This is a genomic window from Streptomyces sp. FIT100, assembly GCF_024584805.1.
Taxonomy (GTDB): Bacteria; Actinomycetota; Actinomycetes; order Streptomycetales; family Streptomycetaceae; genus Streptomyces.
The window spans coordinates 727,286-749,097 of record NZ_CP075715.1; the positions used below are offsets into that span (position 1 = coordinate 727,286).

The window sequence follows — 21,812 nt, forward strand, 5'->3', positions numbered from 1 at the left end:
TCAGGAGGTACGTGGGTCAGGAGGTACGTGGGTCAGGAGGCGAAGAGGCGGACGGGCCAGGCGGCGTGCTGCTCGGCGGTGATGTCGAGCAGCGGGGCCGACGCGGCGGGCAGGGCGTCGAGCCCGGCCCCGGCCGCCCGGCGGGCCGCTTCGGCGGCGCGGCCCGCGACCTGGTCCAGTTCCGGGGCGAGGCGGGCGAGAACGGCCGTGGCCTGGAAGGGGTCGAGGCCGAGCAGCCGTACGGCGGCGGTCGCGGGGCCGCCGACGCTCTCGTACGCCGCACAGTGCGCGGCGTCCTCGGGCCCGAGGCCGGCGGCGCGTGCGGCGAGGCCGAGAACGACGGGCTGGTGGGCGCCCTTGGGCAACGCGCTTGCCAGTGCGTCGAGTTCGGCCGACGGCCAGGTGGCGCGGGCAGCCCGCATGAGCTGCCGGCCGAGCCTGCGCCCGGTGGCGCGCAGCGCGGGCGACGGCGTACGGGCGTCGGCGGCCTCGTCGAGCTCGACGGGGTCGAGCCCGAGCGCCGCCGCCGCGGCGAGCCCGGCCGCGGTCAGCCCCGCGGTGTGCAGCCGCCCCCGGCAGAACCCGGCAAGCCCTCCGGCGTCCCGGACCCGTCCCGCCTTCACGGCGGCCTCGACCCCACCGGAGTGGGCGTGTCCGCCGGCGGGAAACCGTCCGTCGGCGAGGATGAGCAGCGCGGCCCGCCCGCCCGTCGTACGGCCGGCGGCAGTGGTCGCGTCCATGGTCAGAAGAGGAAGTAGCGCTGGGCCATGGGCAGTTCCTCCGCCGGTGCCGGTTCGACGGGTTCCCCGTCGATGGTCACCGTGAAGGTGTCGGCGTCGACCTCGACGCGCGGCAGGGCGTCGTTCTCCCTCATGTCCGCCTTGGTCACCCCCCTGGTGCTGTGGATCGGGGCGAAGCGCTTGGCGAGCGCAAGGCGTTCGGGAAGGTCGGCCTCGATCGCCTCGGCGGTGGCGAAGTTGAGGGAGTTACCGGCCGGGGCCCGGCCGATCGCGCCGAACATGGGCCGGGGCATGACCGGCTGGGGCGTGGGGATGGAGGCGTTCGCGTCGCCCATCTGGGCATAGGCGATCTGGCCGCCCTTGACGACCAGGTGCGGTTTGACGCCGAAGAACGCCGGCTCCCACAGGACCAGGTCCGCCAGCTTGCCGGGTTCGACCGAGCCGACCTCGTGGTCCATGCCCTGGGCGACGGCCGGGTTGATCGTGTACTTGGCGACATAGCGACGTGCCCGGAGATTGTCGGCGCGGCCGTCGCCGGGCAGCGCCCCACGGCGCCGCTTCATGGCGTGCGCGGTCTGCCAGGTACGCATGATCACCTCGCCGATCCGCCCCATGGCCTGCGAGTCCGAGGAGATGATGGAGATCGCGCCCAGGTCGTGCAGCACGTCCTCCGCGGCCATCGTGGACGGCCGGATCCGGGACTCGGCGAAGGCGAGGTCCTCGGGGACTGCCGGGTTGAGGTGGTGGCAGACCATCAGCATGTCGAGGTGTTCCTCGATGGTGTTGACGGTGTGCGGGCGGGTCGGATTGGTGGAGCTCGGCAGGACGTACGGCTCCGAGACGACGGTGATGATGTCGGGGGCGTGCCCGCCTCCCGCGCCCTCGGTGTGGTACGCGTGGATCGTGCGCCCCGCGATCGCGGCGAGGGTGTCGCCGACGAACCCGGCCTCGTTCAGGGTGTCCGTGTGCACCGCGAGCTGGGCGCCGGTCTCCTCGCAGACGCCGAGGCAGGCGTCGATGGCGGCCGGGGTGGCCCCCCAGTCCTCGTGGATCTTGAACCCGACGGCGCCGCCGCGCAGTTGGGCGTGCATCGCCTCGCGGGACGTGGTGTTGCCCTTGCCGAGCAGACCGATGTTGACGGGGTAGTGCTCCAGCGCTTCGAACATCCGGGCGAGGTGCCAGGAGCCCGGTGTGATGGTCGTAGCCTTGGTGCCTTCGGCGGGTCCGGTGCCGCCGCCCACGAGCGTCGTGATGCCGGAGGACAGCGCCTGGTCGACGACGGTCGGCGAGATGAAGTGGACATGGGCGTCGATCGCGCCCGCGGTGACGATCTTCCCGTTGCCGGCGATGATCTCGGTCTCGGGGCCGATGACGAGGTCCGGGTGGACACCGTCCATCGTGTCGGGGTTGCCCGCCTTGCCGACCGCGGTGATCCGGCCGTCTCGGATGCCGATGTCCGCCTTGACGATCCCCCAGTGGTCGATGACCACCGCGCCGGTGACGACCGTGTCCGGCGCGCCCTCGGCGCGGGTCACCCGCGACTGGCCCATCGACTCGCGGATCACCTTGCCGCCGCCGAACACGGCTTCGTCGCCGGCGCGTCCGGGACCGCCGGAGCGGTCCTCCTCGATCTCGACGAGCAGGTCGGTGTCGGCGAGCCGGATCCGGTCACCGGTCGTGGGGCCGAAGAGGTCCGCGTACACGGCACGTGTCAGCTCAGGCACCCGCTTCTCCGTTCTCCCCCAGCGCTGCCGCGGCGGGCTCGCGTGCGCCGCTCACGCCGCTCATGACACTCACGTCGAGCGGGCCGCCGGTCTCGCCTCGCAGCCCGTGCACGATGCGGCGGCCGGCGAGCGGCACGAGTCCGACCTCGACGGGGACGCCGGGCTCGAAGCGCACGGCGGTGCCTGCGGCGATGTTGAGCCGCCGGCCGCGGGCCGCGACACGGTCGAATGCGAGGCCCGGGTTGGCCTCGGCGAAGTGGTAGTGGGAGCCGACCTGGACGGGCCGGTCGGCGGCGTTGAGCACGGTCAGCCGGGTGACGTCACGGCCCGCGTTGAGCGTGACGGGCTCGTCCGCGTACAGGATCTCTCCGGGGATCATCGCTGCCGCCACCCCTTCAGACGATTGGGTCGTGGACGGTGACGAGCTTGGTGCCGTCCGGGAAGGTCGCCTCGACCTGGACGTCGTGGATCATCTCCGCGATGCCCGTCATGACGTCGTCGCGGGTGAGGACCTTGCGTCCCGAGGCCATCAGTTCGGCCACGGTGCGCCCGTCCCTGGCACCCTCCAGGATGTGCGAGGTGATGAGGGCGACCGCCTCGGGGTGGTTGAGCTTCACTCCGCGGGCCCGGCGCTTGGCGGCGACGTCCGCCGCGACATGGATGAGCAGCCGTTCCTGCTCGTGCGGGGTCAGTTGCACGCTTCCACCTCACAGATCGACCGGCGGGGGCCAGTACGGGCAAGCGCGACCGTAACCCGTTTCGACATGGTGTTGACCGCGATACGAGCTCCGCATGACCGACGCTTGAACGGTAGGGCGGAAGTTTTTCCGGCGCGTTAACTGATCTTTGGCACGTGCAGGGACGTCAGCCCGCGCAGCCCGTCGTCGCGGCGCGTTCCGCGTGCACCGCTACGACGTCGGGGCCGCCGCCCGGAGCGCGGCGGAGGGCGTCGTATACGGCGCCGTGCCGCCGTGGCGTGGCGCCGCGCACCGGAGGCCCCCGCCAGGCGGCACCCCTGGAGGCGGCCAGGGCAGCCGCAACCGCCCGACCGGTCGCAACGCGGCCTCCGTCAGGCGCCGGCGCCCGGGGGCCGGTGTTCCGCCGCGATGCCGAAGCGGCCCCGTTCGCCCGGAGCGGACGGCGCCGAGGTGCGCAGCGTCGAGACCGAGGTGACCACGGACTCGTCGTCCGTCTGCGCGGCGGCGTCGAGTCCGTCGAGTCGCTCCAGGTCAGCGGCGGAAACCAGAGCCACGAGGGGCTTTCCGTGGCGGGTGACGACCACCCGCTCGCCTCCGTACACCACGCGGTTGATCAGCTCGGCGAGCTCCGCCCGTGCTTGCGTCACCGGAATCTCATAGGCCATGTTCCCCAGCTTACGGGGCGTCCATCATGTCCACACGATCCGTAGAGAACGGAGAAAGTCCAGGTCAGAGACTCCGAGACCAGTCGCACACAACACGTCTGTGAGACCTGTGCGAGACGGAGGAGGCCGACCGTGACGGACGGTACCCGGCCCTGGCACCACCGCCAGGGATGAGCCGGTGTCCACCCCGCGGTCCACGCTCGTCATTCCGAGCGGAGTTGCCGCGTGGTGGGGAGCAGTCGCCGGGGCTGGACAACCTGGCGGTTCGGGTGGATCCATCCTCCCGGGCGCGGGAGCAACGCCGCAGGTGGCCGATCGCCGCGTCTTGATCGGGAGCATCCCCGCAGCCGCAGGGCAGAGTCGGTCCTCTTCGTCGACGGCGCCTACTTCCTTGGAGCATCCCCCGGGTCGGGGAGCACGGCACGGCCGTTGGCAAGTCGCCCCAGGCGGAGACCATCCTCGCGGGCGCAGGGGAGCAGTTGGGGGCGATCGTCGTCGCCCACGTCCGTGGCTCTTCCCTGCGGGGTGCAGGGAGCAGGGGGGGACAGCATCGGTGCTCATCTGGGCAGTGCGGTCCTCCCCGAAACCCGCAGGTAGCAGTCGGCCGGCATCTGCCGGGATCCGTCAGGAGGTGGTTGCCGGGTGCGGGTCGCCGAGGTACGGGAACCGGTCCAGGGTGTCGGTGTGCGGCGTCAGACCGGTGGGCGGCGCCTCGTTCTTGGTGAGGAAGGCGACGCGGGTGTCGATGACGTCTTCCGTGAATGTGCGGCCGTTCGGGTACGCGGCGGGCTTGGACGGGTCGAAGTGCAGCACGTCCGGCAGGAGGCCGTGCTCGTCGAGCGCGGTGATCGCCTCCTCACGCGAGTAGCCGCCGGTGTGGCCCAGCAGGTGGACGAACTGCTCCGTCCATCTGGCCCGGTCGTTGACCGGCTCGCTGGCGTTGTACTCCTCCTTCGTGTCGTCGGTGTTGAAGAAGCTGCTCATCGAGGGGTGCCCGGCCCGGTCCGCGTGGACGAGTTCGCCGTCGCGCAGGACGCTGCACCGGCCCCAGATGTGCAACTCGGGATCGGGGGCCAGCTCCGCGGTCGGCAGTTCGATGGCCATGGAGAAGACGTTGGCCGTGCTGTTGGAGTCGACACCGGTCCAGGGGGACTTTCCGCCCAGATGCGGCGCGGTGAAATTCCTCTTGCCGCTGGTGTCGAACAGGTTCTTGATCCCGTCGAAGTCGAAGAAGAAGGCATCACTGCGGCTACCGGCGGCCACCTTGTAGGCGCCGCTGCCGACCACGTTGGCCTGGGAGCCGAAGGAGACGGCGGCGTTCGACACGATCTCGGTGCCGACCGCGTCGGGCCTTCGGGACTCCGCTCCGGTTGCCATGAAGACGCTGTAGGTCTGCGAACCGTCGGATGCCGGCGGGCTGAAGACCCAGCTGAAGGCGGCGTCGGTCAGGTAATCGCCGTCATTGTCGATGTTCAGGCGGTACACGGCGTCGGGGTGCATGGCATCTGCCTGGGGATTGGCGTTGAGGATGAGAACGGTCCTGCTCGGATCGCCGGGTGCCCCGAAGGCGTACAGGTCGCACAGATCGAGGCGCTGGTCGCCGAGTGGTGGCCCAAGGCTGAGGCCGGTGAAGTGGTTGGACATGGTGGACCCTTCCGTTGCTCGCCCGTCGGACAACCACCTAGACGCCCGAACGGACGTTCTGGGGTGCGTGAGGTACTCCCACATCTGGACAGTCCATCCACGCTAGCCGCCGCAGAAGTACGGCCATGGAGGGCGAACACGTAGCCGTCAAACAACGCCCGGATGGATCACGGTGCTCGGCCCGGTCGCCCGCATGACGTCCCGGTACGACGGGCCCGACGTGAGAAGTGGCTCGGCGCGAACGGGCGCGGTGGCTCCTCGTCCCTGCGGGGACGAGGAGCCACCGGCCATGTGCGCTGCCGGCTCGGAACGAGCGCGGCTATCTCAGGTAGGGGCCGTCCGCGCCGATCTTGCCGGGTGCGGCGTTGGAGCCTCCGAGGTCGAGGACGTACACCCTCAGATTGCCCTTGCCGGGACCTGCGACGCCGAGGGTGCCGTTGGAGACGGTCCTCACGTCGCCGGTGACGGCGTCCTTGTACGTTCCGTTGGGGATCCCGGTGAACGTCGCACCGTCGGTGACGGTCACCAGGGCGAAGCTGTCGACGCCGGTGGTGGTGTTCGTGTACCGGCGCTTGAAGGCCATGGTCCCGCTGATGCCCTCGGTCGAGTACTGGCCCATCTGCAGGGCGGGGATGGTCCGGCGGATCATGTTCAGCCTCTGCACATGCTTGACCAGGGGCTTCGACAGTGTGGTGGCGACGGCTCCGGAAGCGGAGGAGACGACGGAGAAGTCACTGGCCGTGACCTCCCCCGCGATCTGGTCTCCGTAGTAGGCCCGTCCGGTGGTGGCGAGCGGGCAGGTGGGTCCGCAGTCGATCTGCTTGCCCGCCTGGAACTCCGTCTCCGAGCCGTAGTAGAGCGTGGGGATGCCGCGGAAGGTCCACATCAGGGCCATGTTCTCGGCCCAGGCGTCGGTGCCTCCCGTGTAGCGCTCCTTGGATTTGTTGGGGCCGTAGTCGTGGCTGTCGACGTAGACGACGTTGTAGGTGGCGTCGTTGACCGAGTCGTCGGAGTCCTTGCCGTTGTGGAAGGCGTTGGAGGCGTAGCCGAAGTTCATGTGCATGCGCATGTCGATGATGTTCATGCCGCTGAACCGGCTGTGGTCGGGAGCGTGATAGCTGTTCCCGTTGAGGAAGGCATTGGTTGACGTGGGCTGGTTGCCGGTGCCCAGGTCGTTCTCGTAGGTGTACTGCTCCAGCGCCGCCTGCACGTCGTCGGCGGCGTACTCCTTGCGTTCCTTCCAGGTGAAGAACTGCGCGGAGTGGTTGACCGAGCCGCGGTTCCACTTGTCGTTGACGAAGGCCCCCACCTCGCCGAAGACGAAGAAGTCGGCCGCCTTGGCGGCCCCGAACCTCCGGGTGGCCTCCTCTTGGATGGCGGGCAGGAAGCGTCGGTTCCAGGTGACGCGGGGGATGTGTACGGCGGTGTCGACCCGGAAACCGTCGACGCCCATGCCGATGTACTTGTTGTACGCGCCGATCAGGTACTGCTGGACCGCCGGGTTCTCGGTGTTGAAGTCGGCCAGGTCCTCGTGGATCCAGCAGGAGCGCGAGTCCTCGCCCTCCCAGTTGCCGATCCAGCACTGGTGGTAGAGCGTGCTCGGGAACATCTTCTTGGTCGGGTCGGGCCACTGGCAGTTGTAGAGGGTGTAGCCTTCGGGGCTCTTCGCGCCCGTGGGCGTGCCCCAGTTGAGGCAGGTGTTGCCGGGCGGCTCGGCGGTCGACCACAGGTCGCCGTTGTAGTACGACTTCCCGGAGACCGGGTCGATCGTCAGGCCGTCGTAGGTGAAGCCCTCGTTCTTCTCGTCGTAGTACCAGCTCCATTGCGCGTCGCGGACGCCGTACACGGTCGGGGTGAACAGACCCTTGGCGCCCCAGCGGGAGCTGTGGTTGTAGACCACGTCCTGGTAGATCTTCATGCCCTTGGCGTGGGTGGCGTTGATCAGGTCCTGGTACGAGGCGCCGGCGGATTCCAGCCGGGCGTCGACCTTGTAGAAGTCGAAGCCGTGGTAGCCGTGGTAGTCGTAGTCGGACCGGTTGAGCACGACCGGGCTGATCCAGATCGCCGAGAAGCCGAGACCCTTGATGTAGTCGAGCTTCTGGATGAGTCCCTTGAAGTCTCCACGGAACATGGGGTCGTTGTTGGCGGCGTTGCCCGACTTCACGTGCTGGCTGCCGCCCCGGTTGTTGGACGTGTCGCCGTCGTTGAAGCGGGCGGTGAGGACGAAGTAGACGGGGTCCTTGCGGGGGTCGCCGCCGAGCGGGGTGCCGGGGGCTGCGGGCGGCGGGGCGGTGCCGGTGGTGGCGCAGTCCTCGGCGCTCGCCGCGGAGAGATTGCCCGCTGCGTCCAGGGCCTTGACGGTGTAGCAGTAGGACGTGTTCTCCTCCAGTCCGCTTTCGGAGTGGACGGTGGAGGAGGTGTTGGTGACCGAGGTGCCGTGAGTGCCGCCGGTGCGGGTGATCTGGTAGCCGGTGACGGTCACGTTGTCGGTGGATGCGTTCCAGGTGAGCACGACGGCCGTGCCGGTGGCGTTCGCGGTGACCGCCGTCGGGACGGTGGGCGCTGTGGTGTCGGGCGTGACGGCCTCGCACGGATCGCTTGCGTCCGCGGTCGCCACGTGGTCCCGCACGGTGGTGTTGCCGTCGCCGAGCTGGTAGTTGGCACCGTTGTTGTTGTCCCAGACGCCGTTGCCGTTGTTGAAGGTGGCCTGCCAGGTGGTCGCCGCCCCCAGGTCGACGGTCTTCCGCACCCATCCCGTGCAGGCCGCCTCCATGCCGGTGCCGGGGACGGTGGTCCAGGAGCCGCCGGCGGGGGCCCAGTGCAGGTTGACCGTGGGCCAGCCCACGGTGGTGGTGGAGTACCAGACGGTCGCCGTGTTTCCGGTCGGTGGCTCAGTCGTGCCGCAGGGGTCGCTGTGGGCCACGGCGCCGTCCCGTACGGTGATCGTTCCGGTGCCGAGCTGGTAGTTGGCGCCGCCGTTGTTGTCCCACGTACCCGAGCCGTTGTTGAACGTGGCCTGCCAGGTGGTCGCCGCCCCCAGGTCGACGGTCAGTTTGACCCAGTCGGTGCAGGCGGCGGCCATCGTCGTTCCGGGCACGGTGGTCCAGCTTCCGCCGGTGGGAGCCCAGTGGAGGTGGTACGCGGACCAGTTCCTGGACGCGGTGTGGTAGTAGACCGTCGCCGAGTTCGCGGCGGCGGACTCGCTGCCGTCGGACGCAGTGGGAGCCGCGCTGACGGTCATGGCGGGCAGCAGGGTGGCCAGGAGAGCTGTGAGCGCGGCGAGCACAAGCCCCCATGGCCGGAGAGGGCTGCGCCGCCGGACGGGTGGCGGCGCGTGGACAGTGCGGTACACGGTGCGGCTCCTCGATCGGTGACGGGTCGGTGGGAGGTGCGGGGCTACTTGGCGATCAGCAGCAGGGTCGCGCGGCCGTGCAGGCGGTAGACGGTTCCCGCGCCGCCGATGAAGGCTTCGGAGCCGGGCTGGGCGACCTGGTCGACGCCTTCCGCCCAGGTGGACGTGTCGGTGGCGCGGTACCAGTTCTTGCCCGCCCCTGGGGACGGGAGGGTGAAGTCGACATCGCCCGACCAGCCGTTGTAGCCCACGTACAGGGCGCTGCTGGAGTCACCGAGCTCCGTGCCGTCGATACGCCAGCCCAGGGCGTGGTTGTTCGGGTTGGACCAGTACGTACCGTCCGGGGCGCTTCCGGCAGGTGTGAACCAGTTCAACTGCCCCATGCCGTTGGCGTTGGTGTCGGCCGCGGTGTAGAAGCCGGTCGGACGCAGCGCGGAGTGGGCCTTGCGAAACGCGATCATCCGCTGGACGTAGGTGCGGAACGTGCTCTGGTCGCCACTCCAGGAGGTGGTGAGCCAGTTGGCGGAGGAGTCCAGATTGTAGGGGTTGTTGTTGCACCGGACGGAGCGCAGGTATTCGTCGCCGCCGGTCGTCATCGGTGTCCCCGCGGAGAGCATGAGCAGGGCGAAGCCGTTGCGTGCGGCCTTTCGCTGGTCGGCCGCGTTGCCGGCCTGGTCCCAGGAGAGGTTGTAGTCGGACCCTCCGTCGGAAGGGCCGTAGGGCCAGGGCCGGCTGTTGTTCTTGGAATTGCACATGTACAGATCGGCGAGGGTGAACCCGTCGTGGGCGACGGCGAAGTTGACGGAGTTGTACGGGGCCCGGCCGTCGTCCTGGTACAGGTCCGATGAGCCGGCGAAGCGGGTGGCGAGTTCGCTCGGAGTGACGTTCTCGACGCCCATGGTGTTCTGGTCGCGGCGTACCGTGTCGCGGAACTTGTCGTTCCATTCGGACCAGCCGGCGGGGAAGTTGCCGACCTGGTAGGTACCGCTGCCCAGGGCCCACGGCTCGGCTATCCAGTCGGTGCCGGTTCCCCCGGTGGCGGGACGGGCAGGCATCAGGGCGGTGATCCGGTTGAGGGCGGTGCCCGGATCGGTACGGCTGTACTGGAAGCAGCCGTGCTGGCAGGTGTTGCCGAGGACCGGCGCGAGGTCGAAGCGGAAGCCGTCGACGCCGAGGGTGTCCTTCCAGTAGGCGAGGGAATCGGTGATCAGGTTCCGGGTGACGGGGTGGTACGTGTTGACGTTGCCGCCGACGCCCGTGTTGTCCCACGGGCTCTGCATGTCACTGGTGAGGGAGTAATAGGCGGGGTTGTCGAGGCCCCGCAGGGACAGCAGGCTGTAGGTGTTCTTGTCGTTCGCGTTCCAGGGCCCGCCCTCGCCCGTGTGGTTGTAGACCACGTCCGTGAAGACCTTGATGCCTGCGTCGTGGTAAGCCCTGACCATCTCCTTGAACTCGCTGGTCGGCCCACCGGGCGACTTGTCGGAGGAGTAACGGCGGTCCGGCGCGAAGTAGTTGAGCGTCGAGTAGCCCCAGTAGTTGTCGCCGGCGGTGCCGGTCGGGTCGACGTCGTTCGCGTCGTTCTGCGTCTCCTGGACGGGCAGGAACTCCACCGCCGTGACACCGAGCGCCGCGAGATCGGCGGCCTTGAGCGCCGCGCCCTTGTACGTGCCCCGATAGGCCGCCGGCACGGAGGGATCGTTCTTGGTGAGCCCGCGGACATGCACCTCGTAGACGATGTCGTCCTTCAGCGCTCTGGTCGGCTTGGTGCCGGTGCTCGTGGCTCCGTCGGCAAGGACGACGCCCTTGGGGGCCTGGGTCCCGCTGTCCGCGCCGCGGTGCTGTGGGCCCGTCCCGTAGACCGCCCCGTCGGCGCCGCCCGGGGTGATCGGGTCATGGCTCAGTTCCGGCGCGTACGGGTCGGTCAGGAGCTTGTTGGGGTTGAAGCGATTGCCGGCGGCGTCGACGTCGGCGATGAACCCGGCGGTCGACCCCTTCGTCCAGGCGGGATCGTAGGGCCAGTTGGGACCCCACGCCCGGTATCCGTAGTACACAGCCCCGCTGATGCCGTACTGCCCTTGGATCGCCGCCACCGGCACGGACACCGACCAGACGTTCGTCGCGGCGTCCTTGGTGAGGGGGACGGCGGCGGCTTCCTGGCTTCCGGATGCCGTCCGGTAGAGGTAGAGGTCGATCCGGCCGGCCCGTGACGAGTGGACCCGGAACTCGATGGAGGCTCCACCGGTGTCGTAATGGGCCCCGAGAGGGCCGCCGGAGGCCGCGGCGGCAGGGACGACGAAGGCGCCGGGCGCCCCCGGCCCGGCGAAGGTGGCGGCCAGGACCGCCGTCGCGGCAAGTACACCGAGACGGGGAGCTCTTCGTATACGGGCAGGGCGGGACACACTCACGGCGGCTCCTGACTGCGAGAGTGGGCGGATGGCCCGGCGCGCCGGGCATCACAGCGACAGCCTGCAAGGCATTGCAGAATGTTGCTGCAAGCTAGTGCAGCCAGATGGGCCCGTAAAGGTTTCCGACAGGTTTCGTTCCACTTCAACAGCCAGTGATTACGGCGGCGTAGGGGTGGACCGGCCGACACAGGTGACGCGTCCATGGCTCACACCCGAGCCGCCGCCCGCAAGTCCTGGTCGACGGCACGGATGTCCTCGTCGGTGAGCGAGGTATGCGTGTGCGCGATCGCCTGCAGACAGTCGTCGTGGTGAGCCGGGCCGGGGCCGGTCGAACCGGCCCGGCCGCAGGAAGGCCGGGTCCAGACTGCGGACCGCGCTGGTCGCGCAGATCAGCAGTCTGCGCTCTCCGCGTCGGAACTGCCGGATGAGCTTGAGGAGCTCGTTGGTCACGCAGTGGGCCAGTGTGGTCGGATAACGCCGCTCGGAGGCGGTCTCCTCCGCATCGTCGAAGAACAACACGACCTGTTGCAGGTGGTCGACCCGGGAGAGCTGCTGCACCGCAGACCGGCCGCCACTCCATGCGGCTCGGCGGCGAGCTGCCAGGGGAACACCTCGATGAAGGCCCAGCACAGCCGGGAGGCCACCGCCCGCGCGAACGTGGTCTTGCCAGTGCCCGGCGGCACGACCAGCACCACGGTCCGGGGGGGGCGGCGCCAGCCGGAAGCGCTCCGCGGCCAGCGGACGTTCCAGGGCAGCACGAGCTCGAAGTAGCTCAGGTCGGGCCGGCCGGTGTATCCCGAATTCACGAAAGCCTCCTCACCGGGCCTCCACCCCACGGCAGGTTGAACAGCTCAATGAGTTGAGGACGGGTCCGTGCAACCCGTTCAACACGTCAGTGGTCCCGGAAGATGGCGCGGTGCCGGCAGTCGGGCTGCAATGGGGAGGATCGCCCGTCTCGGACGTTCGTGCCATTGGCAGCGTGGTTCAAGGGCATCGACCGCATGGTGCCGGGCCAGGGTGAGCGACCTGGAGGGCGGCGTGGTTTCGATCTACGACCTGATCGTGCCGGGGGGCAAGCAGGTAAATCCGCATGCCGAAGCCGCGGAGGCAGTCGCGCATCAGGAGGGTGCGGCCCTCGGAATCGATCTGCCGCATTCACATGAGTACGCGACGATGTCGGCCTACCTGTTCCCCCACGCTGCCGCGGACCGGCTGATGGCGATCATCCTGCTGAACAACATTCTCTTCTACGTGGACGACATGTTCTCCTCGCTGCGGTACAGCCCTACCGACCGACGAAACGAGGCGCTCCACACCTACCGCCAGTGCGTCAGGGTCTTCCGCGGAGATAACACACCGCGCGCCGGTGATCGCCTAGGTGCCGCGTTCCTCAGGTTGCGGACTGTGATGCTTCAGATGGCACCGGAGGCGGCCATGAAACGGTTGCCGGATTCGCTGGAAAGGCACCTGGCAGCGACCCTCACCCCCAGGGCCTCGATCACGACCGGCCGCCGGATGGACATGAACCGCTACATCCAAGTCCGCAAGCACGATTGCGGGATGGGCGTTGTCATCAACTTGATCGAGTTCAGCGAGGGTATGTCCCTGGCCGACATGGTCTGGGCCGACCCGATGGTCGCCAGATGCCGCGATGAGCTGATCCTCATCGGCGGCTTGATGAACGACATCTTCTCCTACGACAAAGAGGTCCGCCAAGGTCAACCGTTCAACCTCGTCTGCGTCCTGATGGAAAACGCAGGGTGCGACGAAAACGCAGCCCTCCGACGCGCCATCGCAATGGTCAACGAGGTCTCCGGGAAGTTCTTGGCTGACCTGAAACACCCCGCGCTGGTGGAACTCGTCAAGGCCGAGCCCGATCTCAGGCACTATCTCTGCGGCCTGCACGACCAGGCGAACGCGAGCTTCCACTGGCAAATGGACACTAATCGGTATCGCTCCCCGCAATCACCGTTCCCTGAACTGCGGGCACTGCTGCAAAGGGAGTTTGAGTGACCGTCAACGATCACCGGCGCGCTGTGCCATCGGCCCGGCGGAGGATTCCCCTCGTCGGAAACGCCTTGTCCCTTCTTCACGACCCGGTCGCGTTTCTGACCTCGCTGCACCGGCAGGGCGACATCGTCCGCGTCCACATCGGTGCCTGGCCCGTGTACTTCGTGACCACACCCGAGCTGGTCTGGCAGGTGCTGGTCACGGACGCCGTGGACTTCGAACTCGGCCGGATCCTCGAGCGTCAGCGCGTGGTCTTCCGGAACGGAATCGTCACCGCTGACGGCGACCTGCACCGGCGGCAGAGGCTGCTCATGCAACCAGCCTTCCACCGCTCAAGGATCGAGCACTACATCACGACCATGAACGAGCACGCCGACGCCATGGCGGGCGCCTGGCGCCCTGGGCAGTCCCTCGCCCTCGATGAGCACTTGCACGAACTCATGCTGACCATCATCACCTCGACGATGTTCTCCGCCGACCCCGCAGCCGCCGCGGTCGCCGAGGTCCGCAGATCGCTCCCACTCATCGCCAAGGGCGTGATGATGCGATCAGCGCTCCCGCCGGTATTCGACCGCCTGCCCATCCCGCTCAACCGCCGCTTCACCGCGGCCAGCGAGAGACTCAGAGCCATCATCATCGAGATCATCGACAACCACGGCGGAGACGGCCACGACCTGCTCTCCCTCCTGCGGACAGCGCGCGATGACCAGGGCCGGCCAATGAGTAGGGAGCAACTCTGCGACGAGCTGATCGGGATCATGCTCGGCGGCACGGAGGCCACCGCGAACATCGTCGCCTGGGCATTCCATGAACTCGCCCAAGCGCCACACTGTGCGGACCGGCTCAGCGACGAGATCGACACAGTCCTCGGCGGAAGGCAACCAGGCGGCCAGGACCTCGCCCGCCTGCCCTACACAGCCAACATCATCAACGAGACCCTCCGTCTGCACTCCCCGCTGCTGAACATGCGCCGAGCCACACAACCGGTCCGGATAGCCGGAGTCACCCTGCCTACCGGCACCGAAGTCGCCTTCAGCCCTTACGTCCTCCACCGCGATCCCCGACTGCATGACCAGCCGGACCGCTTCGTCCCCGAGAGGTGGGACACCGAGGATCCAGCACTCTCACACACGATGTTCCTGCCGTTCGCCGCAGGTCCCCACAAATGCATCGGCGAGAGCTTCGCGCGAGCCGAAATCGCCATCACCATTGCCGCCATCGCCTCGCGATGGCGGCTACACGCCGCGCCGGGAAACCAGGTCCGCGAAGTCCTGGCATCAGTCCCACGCCCGAACGCTCTACCGATGATCGTCCAGCAACGCAGGATCGACCTGCTCCCGCGGTGAGGCTGCCCCACCGTGGCACGTTTCGGGACAGCGGGTTGCGCATGACCTCCAGGGGTCCATCCCCGCGACGCCTTCCAGGAGAGGTCAGCGCGAGGACCACGCTGCCGTCGTGATGCAGTTCCGCGTGGATCGGGCGCCTGGGAAAAGCTCCCCGCGTGAGTGTGGTCAGTACCCAGCAGGGCAGCCCGGAGCGTGGATTGCTCGCGACGATCTCGAGGCCTGCCAGGTCAGCACATCGGGGTGGCGGGCGTTCGCGTCGCGCCACCGCAGGTAGGCGTGAAGTGCCCGGGGCTGCGCGGGGTGGTTGCGGTGGCTGGAGTTGGCGACGGTGAACTGCAAGCCGACGGCACAGTCCAGCTTGAGCCCGAAGAGAGGCCCGTCGGGTGAGCAAGACCGACGATAACCAACGTGGAGGCATATTCAGGCTGGCCGGCCACTGACATCGTCCAAGCCGTCGCCGCACTGCTCTCCCATCAGCAGACCGCCATGATGCACCGCGGTGCGCGAGCGTGAACACGGCGGCGAATCCGCAGCCTTCGACGTGCCACCTGCAACCAGGCACGAGTTCGTAAGGGCGTGTCCGGTGGGTCCCGTGACGGGTCTGGCGGTGGATCCGTCGGTCAGAACGAGGAGGGAGAACAAGCTCAGCGCGTGAGCAGGCACCCAGCCGCGACGCCGAGGAAGATCACGGCTCCGAAGAACAGGCCGACGATCTCATGCAGGCGGTACTTCCAGGTGAACACCCGTGCGCTTTTCGGCCTTTCGGGCAGGTAGGCGACCGGCACATGGGTTCCGAGGTCCAGCCCCGTCGCCGTCGTCGGTGGCCGGAACCTGACGGGCCGTTCACCCGTCATCCGTCCCCTGCTCTCCCTCGCACAGCGCCGCCTGGCACGGGCCGCGCATCAGGAGGACGCGGCACACAACCCGACGGTTCACGAAGGTGCGCGGGCACACCGACTTCTCGGGCCTACGTTGTCGTGGCTCGGGCCACGAAGCGCCGATTGTCGCCTCAGCCGTCTCGCACACGACTGCCGCCCCTGATGGGCCTTCGCCGAGTCGAGCCAGTCAACCGAGTCAGTGCAGTCAACTGGCCAGGCACGGCAGGCTCGCCGACCCATCGGACAGGCCCTACGCGTCGAGGGACTCCGCGGCTTCACGGATCACATCGAGGACGAAGTCAGGATGCGAGAGCATGGGAACGTGGCTGCTGTCCACGGGACGGACATTGGCGCCCATGCGCTCGGCGGCGGACCGCTCCAGGTCGGGGTGCACGGTACGGTCGTTGTTGGCGACGATGAACCAGCTTGGCTTCGTCCGCCAGGCGGTGCCGGGAACCTGCTGGTTGAACAGGTCCGCCACTGGCACAGCGCCCGTCGCCAGGACGAGCTTCTGCTCCGCTTCCGGGAGGTCGCCGCAGAAGTGCGGGACGCCCGAGGGCTTGAGCCACACGCGGCCGTCAGCAACGTCCACGTGCTCGAAGATGGGCGTGCGGGGGAATTTGTCCAGCTGCTCCTGCGACGTCTCGTCCTCGTCCGGGGCGAGCGCGGCGATGTACACCAGAGCGCCGACGCGGTCGTGGGTGCCCGCTTTGGTGATCAGCGTCCCACCGTAGGAGTGACCGACCAGCACGATCGGGCCGGGAACGTGGTTGAGCGTGAAGTTGACGCACGCGACGTCGCTTTCGAGCGAGTCGAGGCCGTGCTGTGAGGCGAAAACCTCGTGCCCTTCAGCCTGGAGCGTGGGGATGAGCTTGTTGAAGCACGACCCATCCGCCCAGAGTCCGTGGGCGAAGACAATGCTGGGCTTGCCCGCCATGGCATTTCCTCCTACAGAGAGATCAAATACGAAAAATTGCACCACATTGCACGTTTGGTGCCTATTCTTGCGTGATGGCCGGGCGTGTCCCCCCATCCCAATTGTTGGGCCGATGAGGTTGAACGTGTTGTCGTGGCGGTCATCCGTTGAGCCACCGGAATCACCGCGATCGCCGCGACCATCGCCTTCCCTTTGAACGTCGCGACGCTGCTGGTGGGATTCGGCGAGATCAGGCGGCACAGGCGCGCGGCCGGCAGCCGGAATCCTGAACGGCAATGGACAGCGACGGTACCGAAGACCTGCCCACGCTGGTGGACCAGGCCTTCCAGGCCCTGCACGGCTGAGCCGACCACACCCCGAGAGCCGCAGGCGCGGGGAGGACGGCCCCGACGCCGCGCAGCCGCCACTCCCCCGGGCTTCCTGCCCCCTCCACCCCACAGCGCAACTCCCTCACCATAATTATCTGTACGTCCTGTACATTTTTTACAGAGACTCGCGCCCCGAGGAGAGGTACGCCATGAACCGGCCTTCCGCCCGCTACGTCCTGCCCGAGCTGACCGAGCGCACCAGCTCCGGCTTCCGCTCGCTCGACCCGTACTCGAAGCTCCTGCAGGAGCGGATCGTCTTCCTCGGCAGCGCCGTCGACGACACCTCGGCCAACGACCTCATCGCCCAGTTCCTGTACCTCGAGTACGACGCCCCTGACCAGGACATCAGCCTCTACATCAACTCGCCTGGCGGCAGCGTCAGCGCCATGACGTCGATCTACGACACCATGCAGGTGGTGAGGTGCGACATCGCGACGACCTGCCTCGGCCAGGCCGCCTCCACCGCCGCCGTCCTGCTCGCGGCCGGCACGCCCGGCAAGCGCATGGCCCTGCCCGGCGCCCGGGTGGTCGTCCAGCAGCCCGCGCTGCCCGAGCCCGTACAGGGACAGCCGACCGATCTGGACATCCAGGCGCGGGAGTTGCTGCGGCTGCGCGATCAGATCACCACGATCCTCGCTCGCCACACGGGTCACAGCTCCGGGCGTGTCGCCGCCGACCTCGAACGCGACACGGTGTTCAATGCCCAAGCGGCCAGGGATTACGGTCTGATCGATCACATCATCAAGAACCGCAAGGCGTCCGCCGCTTCGCCGCTGGTGCGGTGACGGCCCGTGCTGCCTCCGGAGCCTCCACCGCTGCCCGCACTGACGCGCGCCGAAAGCGAGTTCATCGACTGCTGGCTCGAAGTCGTCGACCAGCTGGGACGGATCAATCCGGCCCGGGCCACCCGCACCTACGGCGCGCTGCGCGCCGCACAGGCGCTGGCCGTTCGGGCGGCCGCACTCCGCGACTCGCTCGCTCTGATGCACGCACGGGGCGAGAACGAGCTGCACACGCCCACATTGGCCCGTGCCCTGCGGGTGTTGGACGGGGAGCGGCGCGCCGCGCGGATCACCCTCCCGCCCGAGTCCACGAGTTGACGCCGCGGCACCCCGACGCGCCGTGGCGGCGCGCCACGCTGGGCCACAAGGCGTACGAGTGGGTGTCGCCCATCCGGGGCAGACGTGGCATCGGCTTGCGTGGCTGCGAGTTGCGCCGCAGGTTGGTCCATCCGGTGGAGTCGGCCGTTCCGTTGCTGGTACGGCGCTCGTTCCCGCGCCACTCGACCTCGGCCGAACGGCCGTCTCCACTCGAACGGATCAGCCGTGAGGAGCCTCACATATCGTCGTTTCCAACCAGAAATCCGGCACGGAATGAGTCAAGATCCCTGGGACGACAAGCCCCCGCCACCACGGCGGGGCGGTCCGGGCGGACGCCGAGTCCTGCCGCCGCACCGGATGCCTGGTCGACATGAAGTGCTTCGGCAGGAGTGGAGGACCCATGCAGTACGGGCCGGCCGCCACCCGCGACCGGTCCTCGGGGTGAAGCCGCTTCCGCGGCCGGGCGTCTTCGCAGGCCCGAACCCGACAGGTCATCCTTCACAGGCGGCTGACGAAGGGTTGCGCATGGCTGCGCAGACACAACTTCCGTCCCTGCTGTCCCGGACGGGTGCCGTTTCGGCTCTGACCATCGCCGCCGTCGGCGGCTCCTTGCTCGTACCGGGCGGCACGGCGGAGGCCCACGCCGCCTCGGGACACGCGGCGAAGGCCCTCAAGGTGGCCGCGTCGAAGAGGGGATCCCCGTACCGGTGGGGCGCCACGGGCCCGAACCGGTTCGACTGCTCCGGGCTGACGCAGTACGCCTTCAAGAGGGCCGGCAAGCGCCTGCCGCGTACGGCCCAGGCCCAGTACAACCGCACCCGCCACATCCCCGCCTCCCGCCGCAGCGTCGGCGACCTGGTGTTCTTCCACTGGGGCGGCGCCGTGTACCACGTGGGGATCTACGCCGGCCACGGAAAGATGTGGCACTCCCCCAAGACCGGTTCCGTCGTGAAGCTGAGCAAGATCTGGGCCAAGAACGTCCGGTACGGCCGCGTCCGCTGACCCTCGTGGTCGGCCGGCAGGCCGCAAGCCGCAAGCCGAGGAGACCGGCATGTTCCGCGGGGTACGGGCAACTCGTACGGTATGCCCGACACCGACCCCCGTACCCCGCGGAACGATCCCCCTCCGGACGGCACCGGGGAGCTCCCCCCGGACGGCACCGAGCGTGACGAGACCGAGCCCGAGCGGGCCGACCGCAACTTCGCCGAGCTGCTCCAGGAGCTGCGGGTCACCCAGACGGGCGTGCAGATCCTGTTCGCCTTCCTGCTGACCATCGCCTTCACGGCCGCGTTCCCCCGGCTCGACTCCTTCCAGCGCGGCACGTACGTGACCACGCTGCTGCTGTCCGTGCTGGCCGCGGTGCTGTTCACGGCGCCCGCCGCGGTCCATCGCGGCCTGTTCCGGCAGGGCGCCAAACCGGAGATCGTGACGGTCTCCTCGCGACTGGCCGCTGCCGGCCTCGCGGTCCTCGCGCCGGCGCTCGCCTCCGCGGTGCTGCTGGTCGTCGACGTCGTGCACGGCACGCCCGAAGGCATCGTCACCGCCGTGGCGACGCTGCTCGTCTGCGCCGTGCTCTGGGGAGTCCTGCCCGCGATGATACGGCGGAGGCTCAAAGGGTCGGCGGACCCGTCACCGGGGCCGGACCGAGAGCGGTCGGGGTCCGTCCGCTGACGCCGCACGGCACACGCCGCACGGCACACGGGCGGGCGGGGTCACGCCCGAGATGTGCGGCCACCGCCTCGGATACGGGGCCGCCGCCCCCTGAGGCGCCGCCGCCCCCGTACGTCAACCGCCGGAAGGCCCCGGGAACGGTGTCCACGGAAGGGCGATCCACACCGTCTTGCCGCCCTCGGGGGTCGGGGTCACCGACAGGCGGCCGCCGTACTCCGCGGTGAGCCAGCGGATGATGACCATGCCGCGGCCGTTGTCCTGCTGGACCGCGGCCGGGAGGCGCTGGGGCCAGCGGGGGTGGCTGTCGGTGACGCCGATGCGCAGCTGCTCGTCGCGTACCAGGCGGAGGGCGACGGTGAAGGTCGGCGACTGGCCGAAGGTGTGCTGCACCGCGTTGGTGGCGAGTTCGGAGACGATCAGCCGGACGGTGTCCGCGGTGTCCGCCTCCCCGGGGAGGCCCCATTCGGCGAGGACGCCGCTGACGTACCTCCGCGCGGCGGAGACCGAGGCGGGATCGCTCGGCAGAGTGACGGAGGCTTCCTGGAGGTCTGCCATGGCGAGCTGTCCCTTTCCCACCGGGGCCGGTTGCCGGTACGTGGCGACACGCAGCGGATGAGGAGCCGGCGCGGCCTCGGATTGCGCTGGGCGCCAGACTGCCACCCTTGCCACCGCCGTTGGAGGCGATCCACCCGGGTATGCAGGGATCTGTCGCTCGAAGCGGTGAACTCTGCGACGCGAGAGCGTATTTGGCCGCACGCCCGGTGGCCCCGGGTCGCCCTGCCCTGCCCCGGGCTGCCCTGCCATGCGCGGGCCGCGGCTCGCGCGGGGACTCCATCGGCCGGGCGGCACGGGCGGGTTCGGCGCGCACGCCGGACAGCTCGACCCTGCCGGAGCTGCTCCGGGCGCCGACTCCGCGCGTGCGGTGGCGCGTTCGGCGCCGGACGGGACGCCTCCGGCGGCCTTGGACTCGCTGGTGGAGGTGGGGCCCGACCGGGTTCAGCGGGGCGGTGCGGCCCGAAGGATCACGCCGACGGCGTCGTCGATCTGCCGGTCGGTGAGGTCGGCCCGCGCGGTGAGCCGGATCCGGGAGATGCCGTCCGGGACGGACGGGGGCCGGAAGCAGCCCACGGCCAGCCCGCCGGCCCGGCAGTCCGCGGCCCATCGCACGGCCGCCTCGGGCGACGGCGCCTGTACGGAGACGACCGCCGCGTCCGGGCGTGCCGCGGTCAGCCCGGCGTCCGTCAGCCGCTCGTACAGCGTGGTGGCGACGGTGCGCGCCCGCCCGGCGAGCTCCGGTTCCCGGCGCAGCAGCCGCAGACTCGCGAGTGCCGCGCCCGCGGCGGCCGGGGCGAGGCCGGTGTCGAAGATGAACGTGCGGGCGGCGTTGACGAGATGGTCGACGACCCGCGCCGGGCCGAGGACGGCACCGCCCTGGCTGCCGAGGGACTTGGAGAGGGTGAGCGTGGCCACGACACCCGTCGAGCCCGCGAGGCCCGCGGCGTGCAGCGCGCCCCGGCCGCCGTCGCCGAGCACCCCGAAGCCGTGCGCGTCGTCGACGACCAGTGCGGCGCCATGGGCGCCGCACACGTCGGCGAGGTCCGTGAGCGGAGCGGCGTCGCCGTCCACCGAGAAGACCGAGTCGCTGACGACGAGGGCGCGCCGTCCCGGATCGGCGTCGAGCGTCTTGCGTACGGCCTCGGGGTCGGCGTGCGGCACGACGGCCGTCTCGGCGCGGGAGAGCCGGCAGCCGTCGACGATGGACGCGTGGTTGCCCGCGTCGGAGACGATCAGGGAGCCATGGGTGCTCAGCGCCGTGAGGGCGGCGAGGTTGGCGGCGTACCCGGAGGAGAAGACCAGCGCGGCCTCGAAGCCGCAGAACTCGGCGAGTTCGCCTTCGAGTTCGGTGTGCAGCTCGGTGGTGCCGGTGACGAGCCGGGAGCCGGTGGCGCCCGCGCCCCAGCGCAGGGCGGCCTCCGCCGCGGCCGCCGTGATCTCCGGCCGGCGGGTGAGGCCGAGGTAGTCGTTGCTCGCGAGATCGAGCAGTGCCGTGGCGGCGGGGCGGGGCCGCAGCGCGCGTACGAGTCCGGCGTCCGCGCGCAGGCGCGCCGCTTCGGCGGTCCACTCGAAGGGATCCTGGGGCTGGGACTGCGACATGAGGGTGGTCCGGTCCTTTTGTAGGCAGCGCACAGACACTAGCCCGGGACAGCTGAGGTCAGAGTGTGGCCATGCACACACCCTGTTCGGCGCGTGTTGTCGAGTTCCTCCTTGGCCCGG

General features: G+C 69.2%; 21 protein-coding genes, 1 pseudogene and 1 riboswitch. Of the genes and pseudogenes, 6 read left to right on the forward strand and 16 right to left on the reverse strand.

The features are described 5' to 3' along the window. Positions 1 to 32 precede the first annotated feature (32 nt). The 10 genes from KK483_RS03015 to KK483_RS35260 form a co-directional block, all read right to left on the reverse strand. The gene (locus tag KK483_RS03015; RefSeq protein ID WP_262003472.1) at positions 33 to 740 is read right to left on the reverse strand and encodes an urease accessory protein UreF; all 708 of its coding nucleotides are present in this window, start codon (positions 738 to 740) and stop codon (positions 33 to 35) included. A 2-nt stretch (positions 741 to 742) separates the two neighbouring features. Beyond that, positions 743 to 2,464, reverse strand: coding sequence for an urease subunit alpha (locus tag KK483_RS03020; RefSeq protein WP_262003474.1), 1,722 nt, complete (start codon positions 2,462 to 2,464; stop codon positions 743 to 745). Further along, a complete protein-coding gene (locus KK483_RS03025; protein ID WP_262003476.1) occupies positions 2,457 to 2,843 on the reverse strand; it encodes an urease subunit beta in 387 nt (128 codons plus the stop codon). The genes KK483_RS03020 and KK483_RS03025 overlap by 8 nt, the downstream gene beginning before the upstream one ends. Positions 2,844 to 2,859: 16 nt before the next feature. After that, entirely contained in the window at positions 2,860 to 3,162 is a 303-nt protein-coding gene (locus KK483_RS03030) for an urease subunit gamma (protein WP_262003478.1), read from the reverse strand. Positions 3,163 to 3,533: 371 nt separating this feature from the next. Further along, a complete protein-coding gene (locus tag KK483_RS03035) occupies positions 3,534 to 3,827 on the reverse strand; it encodes a type II toxin-antitoxin system Phd/YefM family antitoxin (protein WP_262003480.1) in 294 nt (97 codons plus the stop codon). A 624-nt stretch (positions 3,828 to 4,451) separates the two neighbouring features. Beyond that, a complete protein-coding gene (locus KK483_RS03040; protein WP_262003482.1) occupies positions 4,452 to 5,471 on the reverse strand; it encodes a DUF4331 domain-containing protein in 1,020 nt (339 codons plus the stop codon). A gap of 319 nt (positions 5,472 to 5,790) precedes the next feature. Next, the gene (locus KK483_RS03045; protein ID WP_262009326.1) at positions 5,791 to 8,712 is read right to left on the reverse strand and encodes a carbohydrate binding domain-containing protein; all 2,922 of its coding nucleotides are present in this window, start codon (positions 8,710 to 8,712) and stop codon (positions 5,791 to 5,793) included. Positions 8,713 to 8,867: 155 nt separating this feature from the next. Then, positions 8,868 to 11,228: an isoamylase gene (locus KK483_RS03050; protein ID WP_262003484.1), complete on the reverse strand. Its 2,361-nt coding sequence runs from the start codon at positions 11,226 to 11,228 to the stop codon at positions 8,868 to 8,870. Positions 11,229 to 11,384: 156 nt separating this feature from the next. Continuing rightward, a complete protein-coding gene (locus KK483_RS03055; protein ID WP_313878041.1) occupies positions 11,385 to 11,786 on the reverse strand; it encodes an AAA family ATPase in 402 nt (133 codons plus the stop codon). Next, positions 11,675 to 12,064 (reverse strand): AAA family ATPase, encoded by a 390-nt coding sequence (locus KK483_RS35260; protein WP_313878043.1) that lies wholly within the window; start codon positions 12,062 to 12,064, stop codon positions 11,675 to 11,677. Before KK483_RS35260 ends, KK483_RS03055 begins: the two co-directional genes overlap by 112 nt. A 181-nt stretch (positions 12,065 to 12,245) precedes the next feature. Here KK483_RS35260 and KK483_RS03065 point away from each other — a divergent pair, with 181 nt between their 5' ends. Next, complete coding sequence (locus KK483_RS03065) at positions 12,246 to 13,241, forward strand: terpene synthase family protein (protein WP_262003486.1); 996 nt, start codon at positions 12,246 to 12,248, stop codon at positions 13,239 to 13,241. Further along, the gene (locus KK483_RS03070; protein WP_262003488.1) at positions 13,238 to 14,584 is read left to right on the forward strand and encodes a cytochrome P450; all 1,347 of its coding nucleotides are present in this window, start codon (positions 13,238 to 13,240) and stop codon (positions 14,582 to 14,584) included. The genes KK483_RS03065 and KK483_RS03070 overlap by 4 nt, the downstream gene beginning before the upstream one ends. 165 nt (positions 14,585 to 14,749) lie before the next feature. Here KK483_RS03070 and KK483_RS35440 read toward each other — a convergent pair. From KK483_RS35440 to KK483_RS03090, 4 genes and pseudogenes are all read right to left on the reverse strand, one after another. Further along, positions 14,750 to 14,920 (reverse strand): annotated as a pseudogene (locus KK483_RS35440) (IS630 family transposase); the annotation flags it as partial. Positions 14,921 to 15,228: 308 nt separating this feature from the next. Beyond that, positions 15,229 to 15,438 (reverse strand): DUF3592 domain-containing protein, encoded by a 210-nt coding sequence (locus KK483_RS03080; protein WP_262003490.1) that lies wholly within the window; start codon positions 15,436 to 15,438, stop codon positions 15,229 to 15,231. 274 nt (positions 15,439 to 15,712) lie between these two features. Next, positions 15,713 to 16,399 (reverse strand): alpha/beta hydrolase, encoded by a 687-nt coding sequence (locus KK483_RS03085; RefSeq protein WP_262003492.1) that lies wholly within the window; start codon positions 16,397 to 16,399, stop codon positions 15,713 to 15,715. A gap of 11 nt (positions 16,400 to 16,410) precedes the next feature. Continuing rightward, positions 16,411 to 16,737, reverse strand: a complete 327-nt coding sequence (locus KK483_RS03090) for a hypothetical protein (protein WP_262003493.1) — start codon at positions 16,735 to 16,737, stop codon at positions 16,411 to 16,413. A 179-nt stretch (positions 16,738 to 16,916) separates the two neighbouring features. Here KK483_RS03090 and KK483_RS03095 point away from each other — a divergent pair, with 179 nt between their 5' ends. From KK483_RS03095 to KK483_RS03110, 4 genes are all read left to right on the forward strand, one after another. Further along, the gene (locus KK483_RS03095) at positions 16,917 to 17,552 is read left to right on the forward strand and encodes a ClpP family protease (protein WP_262003494.1); all 636 of its coding nucleotides are present in this window, start codon (positions 16,917 to 16,919) and stop codon (positions 17,550 to 17,552) included. A 6-nt stretch (positions 17,553 to 17,558) separates the two neighbouring features. Continuing rightward, positions 17,559 to 17,867 carry a hypothetical protein gene (locus KK483_RS03100; RefSeq protein WP_262003496.1) on the forward strand — a complete coding sequence of 103 codons (309 nt, stop codon included), beginning with the start codon at positions 17,559 to 17,561 and terminating at the stop codon, positions 17,865 to 17,867. 366 nt (positions 17,868 to 18,233) lie between these two features. Then, positions 18,234 to 18,389, forward strand: a riboswitch (cyclic di-AMP (ydaO/yuaA leader). 3 nt (positions 18,390 to 18,392) lie between these two features. Further along, positions 18,393 to 18,869 carry a C40 family peptidase gene (locus KK483_RS03105; RefSeq protein ID WP_262003498.1) on the forward strand — a complete coding sequence of 159 codons (477 nt, stop codon included), beginning with the start codon at positions 18,393 to 18,395 and terminating at the stop codon, positions 18,867 to 18,869. 81 nt (positions 18,870 to 18,950) lie between these two features. Beyond that, positions 18,951 to 19,538, forward strand: coding sequence for a DUF6328 family protein (locus KK483_RS03110; RefSeq protein ID WP_262003499.1), 588 nt, complete (start codon positions 18,951 to 18,953; stop codon positions 19,536 to 19,538). Between the two features lie 114 nt (positions 19,539 to 19,652). Here the strand turns inward: KK483_RS03110 and KK483_RS03115 are convergent, their stop codons facing one another. Beyond that, positions 19,653 to 20,093 (reverse strand): ATP-binding protein, encoded by a 441-nt coding sequence (locus KK483_RS03115; RefSeq protein WP_262003500.1) that lies wholly within the window; start codon positions 20,091 to 20,093, stop codon positions 19,653 to 19,655. A gap of 441 nt (positions 20,094 to 20,534) precedes the next feature. Further along, the gene (locus KK483_RS03120; RefSeq protein ID WP_262003501.1) at positions 20,535 to 21,692 is read right to left on the reverse strand and encodes an 8-amino-7-oxononanoate synthase; all 1,158 of its coding nucleotides are present in this window, start codon (positions 21,690 to 21,692) and stop codon (positions 20,535 to 20,537) included. Positions 21,693 to 21,812: the final 120 nt, after the last annotated feature.